The following is a 16,093-nucleotide window of genomic DNA, read 5'->3' as shown; positions in this document are numbered from 1 at the left end:
CCTGGGGCTCGGATCCGGGAGCGGTGGGCCCCAGCGGCCTCAAAGAGCGGGACGTGGTGCTGGCCGTGGCCCTGGAGGCCAAGGCCCTGCTGGAGGAGAAGGGGGCCCGGGTGGTGCTCACCCGCAGCGGCGAAACCACCGCCTTAAGCCTCTACGACCGGGCCAGCCGGGCCAACCAGGAAGGGGCCCAGGTTTACGTCAGCATTCACGCCAACTCTTCTACCTCTAGTTCGCTGGCCGGTACCTCAACCTACTATTACGTGCCCACCTACCTGGAGTACCAGCGCGAGGCGCGGCGCTCCTTGGCCTTTGCCCTGCAGCAGGCACTGGTGGCCCGGCTCGGCCTGCCCGATAAGGGGGTGCGCCAGGCCAACTTCGCCGTCCTGCGCGCTACGGAGATGCCCTCGGCGCTGGTGGAACTCGCCTTTATTTCCAACCCCTATGAAGAGCAGCTCCTGGCTGACCCCGCCTTCCGGAGTCTGGCCGCGCGGGCCCTGGTAGAGGGCATCGTGGACTTCCTGGCCTGGCACTGACCGCCGGCACGAAGGGAGCGGCGTTTCCGGCCGTCCAGCTTGGCTTTCGTCGAGTTCAAAGCCCGCACGCTTTAGTTAGTCCGTGAAACCCGAACTGCCCGGACCGAGACTCTGGCTGAGTTATCCCCAGTTCGTCCCGGGGCAGTGCTGGTTTCCCCCTCGTACCGGTCGCTTCGCCGACCGAACTAGGGTTCGACCTTCGCGCTTCGGCCGGCTTCCCGCGCAAGAACCCGTCCATGGCGCCGGCGCGGCTCCGGCCATCCTTGGCCTCCGACCGGCCTCCGCGCTCGCTCTCACCCAGTTCGGTACCCGGCACGCTTTAGGTACTCGGGCAAAACCAGCACTGCCCTCAAAGAAGTGGGGATCCGTCAGGGACTCTGGGAGTTGACATTGAGAACTGTTCCATGGTAATATATTGTAAGATGGGATGCAGTTTCCTGCCGAAGAAACTGACTTTGGCCGGTCTTGTCCTGGCGGTGGCCTTCCCGGCAGGCATGTGGTTGCTTCAGCCCCGACCGGCACTCGTGGTGGAAGAGACACGCGGCGCCCGTACGGTCTGGGCCGTGCCCGCGCGAGAGGGAGAGACGTTCTATCTTCGCTACATCCATTCGGTAAACCGGCGCCGGGTGGAGGATACCTATAGGGTATTGGGAGGAGAAATCGTTCTTACGGAAACGCGCTTTGAAGCCCAGGGGGCCGGCCTGGGGTACATGGGCGAGGGCGTGGAGAGTGCAAGGAACGGTTGGACGATCATCAGCGGGTTGCATCGGAGGCTGCCGGTGCTGTATTTGCGAGTGGGTTCGATAGCCGATCATTGCCTCGTCATTCGAGACACCGAGTTCCATCTTTGGGACCGCGTGCCACCGTTTAGCCTGGTGGCGATCAGAGTGCGCCCGCTTGATCGACTCCACTGTTGGGTGATCAGTTGGCGTGGTCAACCCGGGGGATATGGCGGGGCGCAGGCAAGTGGTTTTTTATTGCGGTAAAATGAAACACTGTTTCAACTAATGAAACAAATGGAGTAGGAGCAGCGGAAAGGATGGAAGGCCTTGAGAGCGGGTGTTGGCCGTAGAGTCGTCACCGGGTCAGGTCGGGGCAAAGAACCCGGCGTACGAGCTGTGGAGCGCGCTGCCGAAGTGCTTCTTTGTCTCGGTCAGCAAGAGAGTACTTTGAGTGAGCTGAGCCGACAGACCGGCCTTAGCAAGGCTACCTTGTTTCGGTTGCTGCTCTCCCTGGAAAGGAAGGGCTTCGTGGAGCGGTTCGGAGAAGCCGGCCGCTATGGACTGGGACCGGCCCTGAGAGCTCTGGTTTCCGGCGCCTTGGGGCAGGGGCAGAGTCTCGCCCAGGCAGCGGCGCCGGCAATGCGCAGGCTGGGGGAATTGACCGGCGAAACCATTACTCTTTACGTTCGCCAGGGAACGAGCCGGACCTGCATTGCGGAACTGGTAAGCCCTGAGCCGTTGCGCTATTCGGTAGGCGTCGGGGTCAGTGTTCCGTTGCATGCCGGTTCTCCGGGCAAGCTCCTGCTGGCCTACTTGCCCTCAGACGAACGCCGCCGAATCTTGGACAGCCTGGGTCTGGCGCCGCTGACCAACCGTACTATTACCAACCGCGCTGCTCTGGAACAGGAACTGGACACGATTCGGTCTCGTGGTTGGGCAGTCAGCTTCGGCGAACGCATCGAGGGGGTGTCCAGCCTTTCGGTTCCGGTACGCGACCTGGGGGGGCGGGTAGTAGCGGCTCTCAGTATCCTGGGCCCCTACACCCGGCTAGGACGTGATAAGCTCCTAAGCTATTTGGCGGCCTTGCAGCAAGAGGCGGAGGGTATCCACGCGCATCTCGGCGTGCTTTCACCTTCTTACCTGACCGGAGAAGAACGGGGCGGGAGAACACTAGGGGAGGGTTAAGATTCTTGGCGAGTTCAGAAGATCATGACCAGCCTGTGAAAAGAATTCGAGGCTATCAATGGCTGGCGTTCTCTATGGGTGCCGAAGGATAAAGGTGGCAGACGTTGGCCGGCAGGAGGGTTCGCCTGCTGGTCCCGGGAGGTGATAGGGCCCTCGGTAAGACGCGCTGGGTAACCCTCTGGCAGCAAGTTAAGGAAGGAGGCGCGGGACAAATGTCTGGCAGCGGGAGAGGCGTTAGTATACCCACAAGGCATGCCGTGATGGTTGTCTCCTTTGCCCTGGCGGCATTCCAGCTTTATACCGCCGGCGTGTCCATGTTGACCAGCTGGGTGCAACGAGACGTGCACATCATGTTCATAATGCTGCTTACGCTCATGATCTTTCCCTTCACCAAACGAGGGGAAAAAGAAAGGATTACTCTCCTCGATCTGGTATTCATAGTCCTTACCCTATCGTGTACCTGGTACATTCTGCTCAACTATCAGCAAATCGTCCTCCGGCTGGGAAGCCCTACCATCTGGGACATAGTCTTCGGAATAATCATGGTACTGATGCTGACCGAGGTATGCCGCCGGTCCATGGGATGGGTCATAGTTGTCATAGCCTGGGCATTCATACTCTACGTCTTCGCAGGCCCTTGGATCCCCGGCCTGCTCGGGCACCGTGGTTATTCCATTTCCCGGTTAATCTCGCAGCTCTACCTCACCACGGAAGGGATCTTCGGTCTGCCCCTGGGAGTTTCGGCCAACTACATCTTTCTCTTTATCTTCCTGGCGGCGTTGCTCTCGTCTACCGGCATGGGCAGGTTCCTGCTGGACCTGGCCATGGCAATAATGGGGCGGTACACCGGCGGCACGGGCAAGACGGCGATTTTTGCCGGCGGACTGATGGGCACCATTACCGGCAGCGCCGTAGCTGATATTGCCGGTACCGGGAGTATCACCATTCCCATGATGATCCAGACGGGGTACAGCAGAGTGTACGCGGGAGCAATTGCCGCGGTCGGCTCCAGCGGCGGTCAGATCATGCCCCCGGTGATGGGCGCGGCGGCCTTCATCATTGCGGAATTCCTGCAGATCCCGTACATCGAGGTATGCATTTGCGCTTGCATTCCCGCCTTGTTGTATTACTTCGGCGGCATTATGGCAGTGCATTTCCATTCGGCCAAGAGCGGGCTGGTGGGAATGCCGAAGGAGCGGTTGCCGCAGCTCAAGGCCGTGCTCAAAGAAGGCGGCCACCTGTTGATCCCCCTGGCCATTCTGATTTACTTCCTGGCAATTGCTCGTGTCACCCCTATACGGGCGGGGTTCTACGCCGTGCTCAGTATCTTCTTGGTGGCATTCTTCCGGCAGAGTACTTACCTTACCTTGCCCCGGCTGGTGAACGCCGTAGTGGAGGCAGCAAAGAACACTATAAGTGTAGCGGTAGCCTGTGCCATGGCCGGGATCGTTATAGGGGTGTTCAACCTGACGGGACTGGGATTGCGACTTTCCTCGGCTATCGTTGACGTGTCCGGAGAGAATCTCCTGATAGCCCTGCTGTTGACCATGGTGATATGCCTTATCATGGGCATGGGTGTACCCACTACGGCTGCGTACATTATTGTGGGAACCATGGTGGCGCCTGCGCTGGTGAAAATGGGGCTGTTGCCCATAGCCGCCCACCTCTTCGTATTCTACTTTGCGATTATTTCCGCCATTACCCCTCCGGTAGCGCTGGCCGCCTACGCGGCCGGAGGGATTGCCCAGGAGAATCCAATGCGCATCGGCTGGACGGCCTGTCGCATTGCCATTCCGGCGTTTATCGTACCCTTCCTGTTCTGCTATAACCCGGCGATAATCGCTCAGGCAGGGATCCTGGAAATTCTGTGGCGCGCCTTTATGTCAGTTGTGGCGGTAACTGCCTTGGCGGCTTGTATGGAGGGATTTTTTGCCAGGAGCTGTAACCGGGTTGAAAGGCTGATGTTCGGTGCCTCGGCGATTCTCCTGATCTTCCCGACGATCTTAACCGATATCTTGGGCGTGGCCTTGTTGGCCGGTGCAATTGCACTGAACCTGCGGGGAACACCCGGCAGGAAGGAGATTCAGGTGAGTTCGGTGCAAGCCTCCTAGTCGGGGGTTGCCGATACCAGAAAACTTCTGGAGGTGCGTTTTGCTATGAGGCGCGGGAACAAGAGGTTATTGGGGGCATTGCTCAGCGCGCTGTTGCTGGCCATGCTAGTCTCGGGAGGCTGCGGCAAGAGCGGGGAGAGTGGTGCCGGAGGTGGTCAAGCGGGCGGGGCGGTTGTGCGTCTGTCGCTCGGCACGGGCGGTACCGGGGGAACGTACTATCCTTATGGCGCGGCAGTAGCTAAGATAATCAATAACTACGTGCCGGGGGTAGAGGCGACTGCGGAAGTCACGGGCGCTTCGGTCGAGAACTTGCGGCTGGTTGGAAGTGGTGAAATCCAGATGGGCTTAGCCATGGACGACGCAGTATATCATGCCCTGAAAGGCATCGTGGAATTCAACGCGCCGGTAAAGGTGTACACTCTGTTTGAAATGTACCCCCACTTCTTACACATGGTGGCGTTACACGATACTCCTGTTGATAAGGTAAACGATTTAAGAGGTAAGAAGGTTTCGGTGGGCGCACCAGGTAGCGGCACGGAGGTAATGAGCAGGCAGGTCCTGGAGTCTCTGGGTATTACTTATAACGACTTCACCGTACACCGACTATCTTTCTCCGAAAACACAGAAGCCTTGCGGGACAACGTCATAGACGTGGGCATTTGGTCGGTAGGCCCGCCCACCTCCTCGATCATGGATCTGGCTACCACTCACAAGATAAAGATGATCGGACTTAGCCAGGAGGAGATACAAAAGGTGACTTCACAGCACCCCTACTACCACGCAATGGAGTTGCCGGCCGGGACTTACCGAGGCGTGGATTCGGCAGTTCCTGGGCTCTCCGTATGGAATACCTGTGTAGTCAGCCCGGAACTTTCCGAAGACATGGTGTACAGCATCGTTAAGGCGCTCTTTGAGCACGTCAACGAGCTCATTGAAGTCTACCCCGGTGCAAAGTGGACGACGCCCGAAAGCACCGTTAAGTATGCTACCGCCCCCCTGCACCCCGGTGTGGTCAAGTACTTCCGGGAAATTGGCATAGAGGTGCCGGAACGGCTTCTGCCAGAGGAAGTGAAGTAGCCTAGCCTCAATAGGGAGGCCACACAAGGAACGTTATTAACCAGCAAAAATGAAACGCCGGTTCACTACATGAAACAGCCCGGCTGGTCCGGCGATCAACATTGTTCCTGCGGACCAGCCGGGCCTTCCCGAGGGCAGAAGCTTGATTAAGACCGGCAGCAAGATCCCGGACATGAGCAAGGCTGGGAACAGATAAAGCATCGTAAAGCAGGATTATGCCGGAAGGGGATGGTATTTGATGGAAGCGAGCAAGGAGCAGAGCCGGCGGAGGACCGACAAGGTTACGACGTTACAACAGGCGGTACGCGACTATATCCACGATGGAGCGACCATTTGTTTCGGCGGATTCATCGGGCGCGATTCCGTAGCCGTAGCCCACGAAATAATCCGGCAGGGCAGGAAGAATCTAACCTTCCTGGACGATAGCCGGACGGATACGGGGGATATGCTCATTGGCGCGGGATGCGTTACCAGGTGGGAAGGGGCCTACCTCGGTTACGGGGCCGTTGGCCTGGCGCGCAACTTCCGCCGGAGTGTAGAGGCCGGTGTTCCCCACCGCGTGGAGGTGGAGGACTGGTCCAACGCCGCCATCAGCATGCGCTATTTGGCGGCGGCACTCAACGTGCCGTTTATGGCTACCAGATCTCTGCTGGGTTCGGACATACTCAAGTACAACCAAAAGGTGAAGGTAATAGAAGATCCTTTCGAAGGCCGACCGGTAGCGTTGGTGCCGGCGGCTCGGCCCGATGTGGCCGTAATCCACGTTCACCGTGCGGATCCGGCCGGCAACGGCCAGATTTGGGGGTTTGTCGGCAATGACGAAAACAAGGTGCGGGCGGCACGGGCGGTGATCCTCACCTGCGAGGAGATCGTCACGAATGAAGAAATAAGGCAGCAGCCCAACGCCACGCTCATACCCTTCTACTGCGTGGATGCCGTCGTGCACCTGCCTTTCGGATGCCACCCCCAGTCCTGCTACGGTTACTATGCCTACGACGTCCTATTCTGCGCCGACTATCACGAGCAAGCTGGAACCAGGGATGGCTTCTTGCGCTGGCTCGACACTTATGTTTACGGCTGCCGCGACCACTTCGAGTACTGTTCCAAGGTAGGCTGGGATAGGCTTTACCGCCTTCAGTACCTGGAGCGTCAGTTTAACCGAGTTCGGGCGTAATGCCTCTGGTGGGAGGGGTAGAAATGAGCCACGATCTGCCGGCCGGTATTTCCGGGAAGTTAATGGCTCTGATGGCGGCCAAGGAGCTCAAGGATGGCGAGATTGCGTTCGTCGGCATTGGACTGACTCTCTTGGCGGGCATTGTCGCTCAGCTGCTGCACGCTCCGAACCTGACCATCGTGTACGAATCCGGCTGCATTGGGCCAAAGAAATGGCGGGTAGACTTCAACGTGGGAGACTCGAGCGCGGCTGACGGTGCCGTAGCGCTCACCAGCATGTGGCGCGTTTTTGGCGACCTCCAGGCTTGCTTCTACGACGTGGGCGTGCTTGGCGCCGCACAAATAGACAAGTACGGCAACATCAACAGCACGGCAATCTTCGGCACCGGCGATTACTATTCGCCGGAGGTTCGGTTTCCGGGCAGCGGTGGCGGCAACGATATAGGTTCCTCGGTGGGCCGGACGATTGTTATGATGAAGTTCCAGGCGCGCAGGTTCGTCCGCCGGGTGGACTATATGACCACCCCCGGCTACCTCGATGGCAGCCCCGGCGCCCGGGAAAGAGCGGGCCTGGTGGGAGGCGGTCCTACGACGGTAGTTACGGATAAGGCCGTTTTCCGTTTTGACCCTGTAACTCACGAAATGTATTTGGACGCCCTTTACCCCGGTGTAACGCCGGAGGAAATAAAGGAGGGCGTGGAGTGGGACCTCAAGCTCGCCCCGGAGGTCAAGACGGTTCCTTTGCCCACGCCTGAGGAGCTTGCTGCTCTAAGAAGAGCAGATCCCGCGAACCTGGTGATGGGCCGGCAAACGGCATTCCAGGAGATCGGCGGCGATATTCGACGGTACGTTTCCATTACCCTCTCTGCCAGTCGGGAGATTAGAGGTTACTAGTTGCCCGCCCCACAACCGCGTTCAGAGACCGTTGCCGCTGGCGTCGTTGACAGGACTCGCCGGCGGAGGCTAGAATCGTAAGCGCGCAAACTAAAGCGGCCGGGCGGTCTGGCCGCCGGCCTGCCGGCGTATACTCTTACCGGGGGTTGATAGCATTGCCCTCCAGGCGTCCGCTCGGGCTTTTCGATTCCGGCGTCGGCGGGCTCACGGTGGCCTCTGAGGTGTTCGCCCAGCTTCCTCGGGAAAGCATCCTCTACTTCGGCGATACTGCCCACGTGCCATACGGGGGGCGGCCGGCCGAGGAGCTGATACGGCTGGCCGACGCCATCAGCGCCTTTCTGGTCCGCCGGGGAGCCAAACTGATCATCGACGCCTGCAACTCCACGTCCTCCGTAGCGCTGGATTACCTGCAGGCCCGCTACCCCGTCCCCTTCGTGGGGGTGGTGGAGCCCGGCGTGCGGGCCGCCCTGGCCCGGACCAGGAACGGCCGGGTAGGGCTGATCGCCACCGAGGCCACGGTGCGCAGCGAGGCCCACCGCCGGGTGGCGGCCGAGCTGCGGCCGGAAGTCCGGGTCATTCCCCAGGCCTGCCCGCTCCTGGTGCCGTTGGCCGAAGCCGGGGCGGTGGATACCCCCGAGGCCCGGGCCGCCCTGGTGGAATACCTGGCGCCGTTAAAGGCCGAGGGAATCGACGTGCTGATCCTGGGCTGCACCCACTACCCCTTCTTTGCCCCGCTGATCCGGAGTATCCTGGGGCCGGAGACGGCCTTGATAGACCCGGCGCGGGAGACCGTGCGCGAGGCGGCGCGCACCCTGCGGCAGCGGGGCCTGGCCGCGCCTCCGGGGCACCGGCCCAGGCACCGCTATTTCGTGAGCGGCGATCCGGAGGCCTTCCGTCGCACCGCCGAAAAGCTCACCGGTCGCCCGTTTCCGGCGGTGGAGGCGGCCGAGCCGGGCATACCTCAGCGCCGTGCGCGCGGGCGAGGGGTGGCGCCTTGAGACCGCCGGGGCGGATGGAGCTGAGGGTCCTGGGCCGCTGGGCGCCGTTCGCGCCCCCCGGGGGGGCCTGCCCGGGGTACCTGATCGGCGACGGCTCCGAGTTCGTGCTGGTCGACTGCGGCCACGGGGTGATCTCCCGGCTGCTGGGCAGCGTAGGGCTCGACCGGCTGCGGGCGGTGCTGCTGTCCCACCTGCACCCGGACCACTGGTTCGACCTCCCCGCCCTGCGGCACGCCCTCCGGGCGCGGGCGGGCCGGGGCCACGGACAGGCCCTGCCGGCCCCGCCCCTGCCCCTCTACGCGCCCGCCCAGCCGGCAGACTTCTTTGCCCTGATTGCCTCTTACCGCGAGGCTTTCATCGCCCGGGCCGTTCCGGAGCTGGCTCCGCCCGGGGGGCCGGAACCCGGCCCGCCCGCGCCCCTCGTGGAGGTCGAGGTCGGTCCGGTAAGGGCGCGCTTCTTTGCCGCCCGCCACGCCGTCCCCGCCTGCTGCCTGGATCTCGTGTGCGCCGGCCGCAGGCTCTTCTACACCGGGGATACCGCCTGGTGGGAAGGTCTGGCCGAAATGGCCCGCGGAGCGGACGTAGTTCTGGCGGAAGCCAGCCTTCTGACCGCCGACCGCCCGCTTCTGCCGGACGATCACCTCACCGCCGCCCAGGCGGCGGAACTGGCCGGCCGGGCCGGGGCGCGGACCCTGATCCTCACCCACTTCTGGCCCGACTACGACCCGGAAAGCCTGCGCGCCGAGGCCGAATGCCGCTTCTCCGGGCAGGTGCTTCTGGCCGAAGAAGGCCGGGTGTACGGGTTCTGAGGGGAAAGCGCCGGATTGTCCCCGCCCTGCTTCGCGCGGGCAAGGGCGAACGCGGGCGGAAGGTCACGGATGGCCGAAGCCGGGGCGGCGCCACGGACGGGTTCTTGCGCGGGGAGCATGCCGGAGCCCGCGGCCTCGAACCCCGGTTCCGTCGGCCGAGTACCGGTACGGGGGAACCGGTACCACCCCGGAAACCGGGACCGCGACGGGCGGATTGCGGCCTTGGCAGACTCCGGCAGGTGTGCTAAACTTAGGCGGGACATCCTAGGCAGAAAGGAGCCAGACTGCCCCGGCGGGGGATGCCGGGGCGGGCAGACGAGTGCGAAAGGACGGTCGCCAGGCCGCGTACTTGCGGCCGGTACAGATCATACCCAACTATCTCAAGTACCCGGAGGGGTCGGTGCTCATCTCGGCCGGCGATACCCGGGTGGTGTGCACGGCCACCATCGAGGAGAAGGTGCCGCCTTTCCTCAAGGGCGAGGGCAAGGGCTGGGTGACGGCGGAATACGGCATGCTCCCCCGGGCCACCCAGACCCGCAACGTCAGGGAGGCGGGCCGGGCTTTCCTTTCCGGCCGCACCCAGGAGATCCAGCGTCTCATCGGCCGTTCCCTGCGGGCGGTAGTGGACCTGGCGGCCCTGGGCGAGCGCACCGTGTGGCTGGACTGCGACGTGCTTCAGGCGGACGGCGGCACCCGCACCGCGGCCATAACCGGCAGTTTCGTAGCCCTGGCCCTGGCCCTGGAGACCCTGGTGGTGCGCGGCCAGCTCGAGCGTTTGCCCCTCAAGGATTTCCTGGCGGCAATCAGCGTGGGCAAGGTAGACGGGCAGATCTTGCTGGACCTGACCTTTGAAGAGGATTCCCGGGCAGAAGTGGATTTCAACGTGGTAATGACCGGGAGGGGGCTGTTCGTGGAGGTGCAGGGCACCGCCGAGGGAACGCCCTTCTCCCAAGGAGAACTCTCCACCATGCTCGACCTGACCCGCCGGGGCATCGGGGAATTGATCGAGGTGCAGAAACGGGTGCTGGGCCCGCTGGCCGGAAGAATCGGGGAGAGGGAAGCAGGCCATGGAGCAGACGGATCTGGTAGTGGCCACGGGCAATAGCGGCAAGCTGCGGGAGTTTGCCTTCCTGCTGGCCGGGCTGCCGGTGCGGCTCCTGTCGGTGTGCGACTTTCCCGGGCTGACGTTGCCGCCGGAGGAAGGGAGAACCTACGCGGAGAATGCCCTGGCCAAGGCGCGGGCGGTCGCCCGGGCCACCGGACGGCTCACCCTGGCGGACGACTCCGGCCTGGAAGTAGACGCGCTGGACGGGCGGCCGGGAATACACTCGGCGCGCTTCGCCGGCGATAAGGCCGCCGACGACGAGAACAACCGCAAGCTCCTGGGGCTGCTCGACGGCCTTCCCTTAGAGGCAAGGCGGGCGCGCTTTCGCTGCGTGTTGGCCGTTCTCAGCCCGGTGAGAACCGGTTCTGCCGAAGCCAAGGAACCGGCATTTGAAGAAGTCCTGGTGGAGGGCACCTGCGAGGGTTTTATCGCTCTTGCGCCCCGGGGAGGAAACGGCTTCGGCTACGATCCTCTGTTCTACCTGCCCGAGTACGGCTGCACCCTGGCGGAGCTGCCGGAGGAAGTTAAGAACCGGGTGAGCCACCGGGGACGGGCGGTGGCCAAGGCCCTCCCCATCCTGCAGGCGCTCACGAACCCCCGGCCGTGACTTTCTGCATCTCCGGGTCCCCTCTGAGTGCATTGGCACCTCGCCGGGTACCGAGCTTGGCGAGGGCAAGTCCGCAGGCGGGCCGGAGGCTGCCGATGGCCGGGAGGCTTGGCGCTTGCGCCCATGCTTGAGCCGGGGTAAAATGTGCAGGGGGGTGCCTATGAGCCTGGCGAGAAAAGAAGCGGCGGCCGGGGGCCTAACTTACGAGGAATATCTCCTCCTGCCCGACGACGGGCGCCGCCACCAGCTCATCGGGGGGGAGCACTTCGTGACCCCGGCACCGACTACCGTGCACCAGCTGTTTCTCGGGAACCTGTACATGGTGCTCGGCGGATTTGTGTTGAAGCACCAGCTGGGTCAGGTTTTCTTTGCTCCCGTAGATGTGGTGCTGTCACCGCGCGACGTGGTCCAGCCTGACCTGATATTCCTGAGTAACGCTCACCTGGATCGAGTCACCAAGCAGAACATCCAGGGCGCGCCCGACCTGGTGGTTGAGGTCGTCTCGGAGGCTTCCCGGCAGATCGATAGAAAGCTCAAGCGCGCACTCTACGGCCAGCACGACGTGCTGGAGTACTGGATGGCCGACCCGGAGCTGCGCATTCTGGAAGTGTATCGGCGCGACGCCGAAGGCCGCCTGGTGAAGGTGGCGGAGCTGGAGGACGACGCGGTTCTGACCTCACCGCTGCTTCCAGGGCTGGAAATCCTTCTGAAGAACTTATGGCCGTAACCGGCCAGAGCCCCCCAGCTGGCCCGGACGCAGCGGCCGGTCCGGGGAAGCCTGTCAGGCCTAGGTTGAGACGGTACCGTGGAGAGACCGGCACACGCCGGGGCAGGCGGTGACAACTGAGGTCCAAAGGCTGACGTATCCCCAGTTTCCCTCAGGCGGTACCGGGTGCTCGCCTGGGTACATTGGCAACTCGCCGGGCACCGAACTTGGCGAGGGCGAGGGCGGAGGCGGGCCGGAGGCTATGGATGGCCGAAGCCGAGGGGCGCCATGGACGGCGCCTCCGAGGGAAGCCCGCCGTAGCGCGAAGCCCAAGCCCTAGTTTGGTCGGCGAGGTGACAGTACGAACGGGGAGCACCCGGTACCGCCAGCCAACTCAAAACTGGGGATAACTCGGGTCCAAAGGGCGTTGACCGTCGTGCGCTTTTGCGATATCATATCCACTGCGGGCGGGTGTAGCTCAGTGGTAGAGCCCTGGCCTTCCAAGCCAGTCGGGTGGGTTCGATTCCCATCACCCGCTCCAGAATAGAACGAGCCGGGCCGGAAACCCTGCGTTTCCGGCCCTATCTGAGTCCCACAGCCGCGCGCCCGTAGCTCAGTTAGGACAGAGCAACGGACTTCTAATCCGTGGGCCGCAGGTTCGAATCCTGCCGGGCGCGCCAATCTTTTCGGCAGCCTCTCGCTGCAGTCTGGGCGTGACGTGGGCGTACGTGTCGGCGGTGATAGCTATCTGCGAGTGGCCGAGAATCTCCTGCACGACCTTGAGTCCACGCTCTGCTCGAGGAGCCTCGTCGCGAAGGTGTGCCGAAGCGCGTGCAGGTTCGCGCTGATCCCGGCTCGCTTGCACAGATGGTAGAACTTGCGGTTGAGGTTCTGGATTCTCCGTAGGGGAACAGCGACAATCGCAGAGAGGGGCGTGCAGCATGGCGATGGCGAATCTGATCACGTCTAACCCCAGAGTCCTTATGGGGAAGCCCGTAATTGCCGGAACCAGGATACCGGTGGAACTCATCCTGGAGAAGCTTGCCGCAGGGGAAACGGTGGAGCAAATCCTAAAGGCTCACCCGCGCCTCACTGAGGAAGGAATTCGGGCGGCCCTTGCGTTTGCCGCGGAAGCCATACGGGCTGACGTGATCTATCCGGTACAAGAGGCGGCAGAATGAGATTCCTGGCCGACGAGAACGTAGATCGCGAGATCGTCGTTGAACTCCGAAGTCGCAGCCACGAGGTCGCATACGTGGCGGAGACGGAACCGGGTATTTCTGACGAGGAGCTCTTGAGCCAGGCTAACAGAAAACAGGCTGTACTGATCACGGCGGACAAAGACTTCGGGGAAATCGTGTTTCGGCAACGCCGCGCAATTGCCGGCGCCATCCTGATAAGGCTTTCGGGTCTGCCGCAGGAAGCTAAGGCCAGGTTGGTTGCCTCGGCTATCGATAGGCACCTCGCGGAACTCGCTGGCGCCTTTACCGTGGTCACCCGCAACCACGTCCGAATCAGGAAGGTAGGCGCTAAATAGTGGTCCAGCCAGACCGGCCGCGGTGCCAGGTCAACGGAGCCGTGTTCATTTCCATCGACGACCGAGAGAATGCGCATGGCAAGATTGTTATACACCAGGATCGCTCTAACCCAGGTAGGTCACGGCCAGCCGGTACAGGAACTCGGCGGCAAGGTTGAGGCTCGCGAGGTCAATGCGCTCGTTGGGCCCGTGAACGGTTTCCTTCAGGGCCGGCTCGAAGTCGGGCCGCCAGGGACATATGCCGTAGGCGGGTATCCCCATTTCGCGCAGGAAGCGGGAGTCGGTGGCCCCGGTGGAAAGGCAGGGCAGGCAGGCGGCGGCCCCGGTGGTCTCCAGCAGCACCTGCTGGATCAGCTCGCAGGCCGGCACCTGCGCCGGGGAACGGGTGGGCGGGTGGTAGGAGAAGACCTCTATTTCCGCTTCCGGCCCGGCCAGGCGGCGGAGCAGGGCCTCCGCATCCGCCCGGGTCTGCCCCGGCAGCAGCCGCACGTCCACCAGCAGCTCGCAGGCGTCGGGGACCACATTGACCCGGGTGCCGCCGTGGACCACGTTGGGCGACACCGTCATTCGGGTGAGGGCGCGTAGGTATTCGCGAAATCCCCGGTCCTCAAACCGCTCCAGGAACGGGTCCGGATCCCTCTCGGTGGGGGCGGGCACCCCCAGGTGGCGGGCCAGTTCCTCGAAGAGCACCCGCACCTCGGGCAGCAGCTCCACCGGCGGGGCCGATCCGGCCAGACGGCCGATGATCTCCGCCATCTTCGCCACCGCGTTCTCGCCCAGGGTGGGGGTGGAGCCGTGCGCCGCCTTGCCCCCGGTGCGGAGGCGGCTCTGGGCTATGCCTTTTTCCCCCACCTGGAGGAAGTAAATCGGCCGGCCGTTCACCATAACCGGTTCCGGCGCCCCCTCGTTTACGGCGAAATCGGCCTCCAGTACCTCGGGCAGGTTTTCGGCCAGGTACTGCAGACCGTAGCGCCCTCCTGCCTCCTCGTCTGCGGCGGCCACGAAGATGAGGGTGCCGTTAAGCGGCCGGCCCTCCTCGGCCAGGCGCAGGAACACGTAAGCCTCGGCCGCCACCAGAGACTTATCGTCCAGCGCCCCCCGGCCCAGTACGTAGCCGTCGCGGATCTCGCCGCCGAAGGGCGGGAAGTCCCAGCCCGAGCCGGCCGGAACCACGTCGGTGTGCGAAAGGAAGAGCAGGCGCCGGGTCCCGCGGCCCAGACGGGCAACGAAACTGGCCCGGCCCGGCGCGGACTCCACCACCCGGTGGGGAATGCCGTAGCGCCCGAACAGGTTCGCCAGGTAATCGGCCGCGGCCTTTTCGTTCCCCGGTGGGTTACTGGTATCGATCCGGATCAGGTCCGCCAAAATGCTTTCCACTCGTTCCACCGCCGATCCCCCTTCGCGTTCCGGTGTGCGGCTTGCGCCCCACCCTAGCAGTATTTCTTCTCTACCGCGAGTTTTCCCTTCCCCCAAGTTATGCCCGTTTTCCGCTGGTAGTTCCGGTTTCACCGCGTGCCTAAAGCGAACTCGGCGAGAGCGAGGGCGGAGGCGGGCGCACGAGCCACGGACGCGAAGCCGCGCCTGCGCCATGGGTTCTTGCCCCGGGGCGGCGGCGGGCGGGCAGGAGTCCGGCCTCAGGCCGTAGAATCCGGCAGCGGCAGGGTTAGGGAATCTCCGGTTGATCCGAGCACCTAAGGCCTCGCCGGGCACCGAACCCGGGGCAAGCGACTGTAGAGGCCGACAAGCAGGTAAGCGCAGGGTCGCCGGAGTATTCTTAAGGCCATCACGCAACTTTGGGGGTGGGAGGGTGGCGGTGGGGCTACAGCCCGAAATGGTCTTGCGCCTGGTTTTGGCTTTTGCCGCCGGGGCGCTGCTGGGTTATGAGCGGGCTCACCAGCACAAGCCCGCCGGCTCGCGCACCCACGCCCTGGTATGCTTGGCTTCGGCCCTGTACATGATAATTTCCCTCTATGGCTTTGGCGGGGGACCGGGCATTACCCGCGACCCTGCCCGGGTGGCGGCCCAGGTGGTTACCGGCATGGGCTTCATTGGCGCCGGCGTAATCTGGCGGGAGGGGTCCTGGGTGCGGGGCATTACCACCGCCTCCACGCTGTGGGTGGCCAGCGCCCTGGGACTGGCCATCGGCACCGGGCTCTACCTGCCCGCCTTCGTCACTCTGGGGCTGGCCTACCTGGGGCTGGAGTTCCCCAGCCTGCGGCGGCTGCTGAGTGGCGGCGAGGAACGGGCCCTGGAGGCCTTGGATCTGAGCCCCCTTAGGACCGAGCTGGAGCGCCTCTTCAGCCGGCCGGTCAAGCTTTCCGGGTTCAATGCCGGCGATCCCTACATGATTTCCTTCGGCTTCGGCCAGTCACCCTCCGATCGCTTCGCCCTTACCTTCTCCGTCAAGCGCCACACCGTTAACCTCACCCTCCTGTTTGTCCCCGAACCCCTGCGCGGCCGGGGTTACGCCCGCCGTACGGTGGAGGCCCTGCTGGAATGGGCGGAGGGACAGGGGTTCCAGCAGGTAGTTCTCACCTCTACCCCGGAATTGGTTCCCATGTGGGAAAAGCTGGGCTTTAGCCCGCTCGGCCCGGCCACCTTGGTGTATCGCCTGGGCAAGTAAAAATTATTGCCCA

16 protein-coding genes, 2 tRNA genes and 1 pseudogene are annotated in these 16,093 nt (G+C 63.2%); 17 read left to right on the top strand and 2 right to left on the bottom strand.

What is annotated here, in order from left to right:
• Window positions 1–23: 23 nt before the first annotated feature.
• The 14 genes and pseudogenes from NUV99_03760 (at window position 24) to NUV99_03695 (ending at window position 12,600) form a co-directional block, all read left to right on the top strand.
• Window positions 24–458, top strand: a pseudogene (locus NUV99_03760) (N-acetylmuramoyl-L-alanine amidase).
• A gap of 479 nt (window positions 459–937) precedes the next feature.
• Window positions 938–1,519: a DUF1850 domain-containing protein gene (locus NUV99_03755; protein MCR4419243.1), complete on the top strand. Its 582-nt coding sequence runs from the start codon at window positions 938–940 to the stop codon at window positions 1,517–1,519.
• A gap of 132 nt (window positions 1,520–1,651) precedes the next feature.
• A complete protein-coding gene (locus NUV99_03750; GenBank protein MCR4419242.1) occupies window positions 1,652–2,440 on the top strand; it encodes an IclR family transcriptional regulator in 789 nt (262 codons plus the stop codon).
• A 212-nt stretch (window positions 2,441–2,652) separates the two neighbouring features.
• Complete coding sequence (locus NUV99_03745; protein MCR4419241.1) at window positions 2,653–4,551, top strand: TRAP transporter permease; 1,899 nt, start codon at window positions 2,653–2,655, stop codon at window positions 4,549–4,551.
• A gap of 45 nt (window positions 4,552–4,596) precedes the next feature.
• The gene (locus tag NUV99_03740) at window positions 4,597–5,628 is read left to right on the top strand and encodes a TAXI family TRAP transporter solute-binding subunit (GenBank protein MCR4419240.1); all 1,032 of its coding nucleotides are present in this window, start codon (window positions 4,597–4,599) and stop codon (window positions 5,626–5,628) included.
• A gap of 238 nt (window positions 5,629–5,866) precedes the next feature.
• Window positions 5,867–6,802, top strand: coding sequence for a CoA transferase subunit A (locus tag NUV99_03735; GenBank protein ID MCR4419239.1), 936 nt, complete (start codon window positions 5,867–5,869; stop codon window positions 6,800–6,802).
• Window positions 6,803–6,825: 23 nt separating this feature from the next.
• Window positions 6,826–7,695, top strand: a complete 870-nt coding sequence (locus NUV99_03730; protein ID MCR4419238.1) for a glutaconate CoA-transferase — start codon at window positions 6,826–6,828, stop codon at window positions 7,693–7,695.
• A 155-nt stretch (window positions 7,696–7,850) separates the two neighbouring features.
• A complete protein-coding gene (murI, locus tag NUV99_03725; GenBank protein ID MCR4419237.1) occupies window positions 7,851–8,693 on the top strand; it encodes a glutamate racemase in 843 nt (280 codons plus the stop codon).
• A 14-nt stretch (window positions 8,694–8,707) separates the two neighbouring features.
• On the top strand, window positions 8,708–9,502 hold the full coding sequence (locus NUV99_03720; GenBank protein MCR4419236.1) for an MBL fold metallo-hydrolase: 795 nt from the start codon (window positions 8,708–8,710) through the stop codon (window positions 9,500–9,502).
• A 319-nt stretch (window positions 9,503–9,821) separates the two neighbouring features.
• Window positions 9,822–10,607, top strand: a complete 786-nt coding sequence (gene rph / locus NUV99_03715; protein ID MCR4419235.1) for a ribonuclease PH — start codon at window positions 9,822–9,824, stop codon at window positions 10,605–10,607.
• Window positions 10,570–11,214, top strand: coding sequence for an RdgB/HAM1 family non-canonical purine NTP pyrophosphatase (gene rdgB, locus NUV99_03710; protein ID MCR4419234.1), 645 nt, complete (start codon window positions 10,570–10,572; stop codon window positions 11,212–11,214). The genes rph and rdgB overlap by 38 nt, the downstream gene beginning before the upstream one ends.
• 160 nt (window positions 11,215–11,374) lie before the next feature.
• Entirely contained in the window at window positions 11,375–11,941 is a 567-nt protein-coding gene (locus NUV99_03705; GenBank protein ID MCR4419233.1) for a Uma2 family endonuclease, read from the top strand.
• A gap of 446 nt (window positions 11,942–12,387) precedes the next feature.
• Window positions 12,388–12,461, top strand: a tRNA-Gly gene (locus NUV99_03700).
• Window positions 12,462–12,522: 61 nt separating this feature from the next.
• Window positions 12,523–12,600: transfer RNA gene (locus tag NUV99_03695), tRNA-Arg, on the top strand.
• A gap of 64 nt (window positions 12,601–12,664) precedes the next feature.
• Here NUV99_03695 and NUV99_03690 read toward each other — a convergent pair.
• The gene (locus tag NUV99_03690) at window positions 12,665–12,757 is read right to left on the bottom strand and encodes a hypothetical protein (protein MCR4419232.1); all 93 of its coding nucleotides are present in this window, start codon (window positions 12,755–12,757) and stop codon (window positions 12,665–12,667) included.
• A gap of 104 nt (window positions 12,758–12,861) precedes the next feature.
• Between NUV99_03690 and NUV99_03685 the strand changes: the two genes are divergently transcribed.
• Both NUV99_03685 and NUV99_03680 read left to right on the top strand, forming a co-directional pair.
• Window positions 12,862–13,101 carry a DUF433 domain-containing protein gene (locus NUV99_03685; GenBank protein MCR4419231.1) on the top strand — a complete coding sequence of 80 codons (240 nt, stop codon included), beginning with the start codon at window positions 12,862–12,864 and terminating at the stop codon, window positions 13,099–13,101.
• Entirely contained in the window at window positions 13,098–13,457 is a 360-nt protein-coding gene (locus NUV99_03680; GenBank protein ID MCR4419230.1) for a DUF5615 family PIN-like protein, read from the top strand. The genes NUV99_03685 and NUV99_03680 overlap by 4 nt, the downstream gene beginning before the upstream one ends.
• 105 nt (window positions 13,458–13,562) lie before the next feature.
• Here the strand turns inward: NUV99_03680 and NUV99_03675 are convergent, their stop codons facing one another.
• Window positions 13,563–14,843 carry a M20/M25/M40 family metallo-hydrolase gene (locus NUV99_03675; GenBank protein ID MCR4419229.1) on the bottom strand — a complete coding sequence of 427 codons (1,281 nt, stop codon included), beginning with the start codon at window positions 14,841–14,843 and terminating at the stop codon, window positions 13,563–13,565.
• Window positions 14,844–15,270: 427 nt separating this feature from the next.
• Here NUV99_03675 and NUV99_03670 point away from each other — a divergent pair, with 427 nt between their 5' ends.
• Window positions 15,271–16,080, top strand: a complete 810-nt coding sequence (locus NUV99_03670) for a GNAT family N-acetyltransferase (GenBank protein ID MCR4419228.1) — start codon at window positions 15,271–15,273, stop codon at window positions 16,078–16,080.
• Window positions 16,081–16,093 lie beyond the last annotated feature (13 nt).

The sequence above is a fragment of the Clostridia bacterium genome, assembly GCA_024653205.1.
Classification (GTDB): Bacteria; Bacillota; DSM-521; order Neomoorellales; family SLTJ01; genus JANLFO01.
This window is presented reverse-complemented; position numbering and strand designations above follow the sequence as displayed.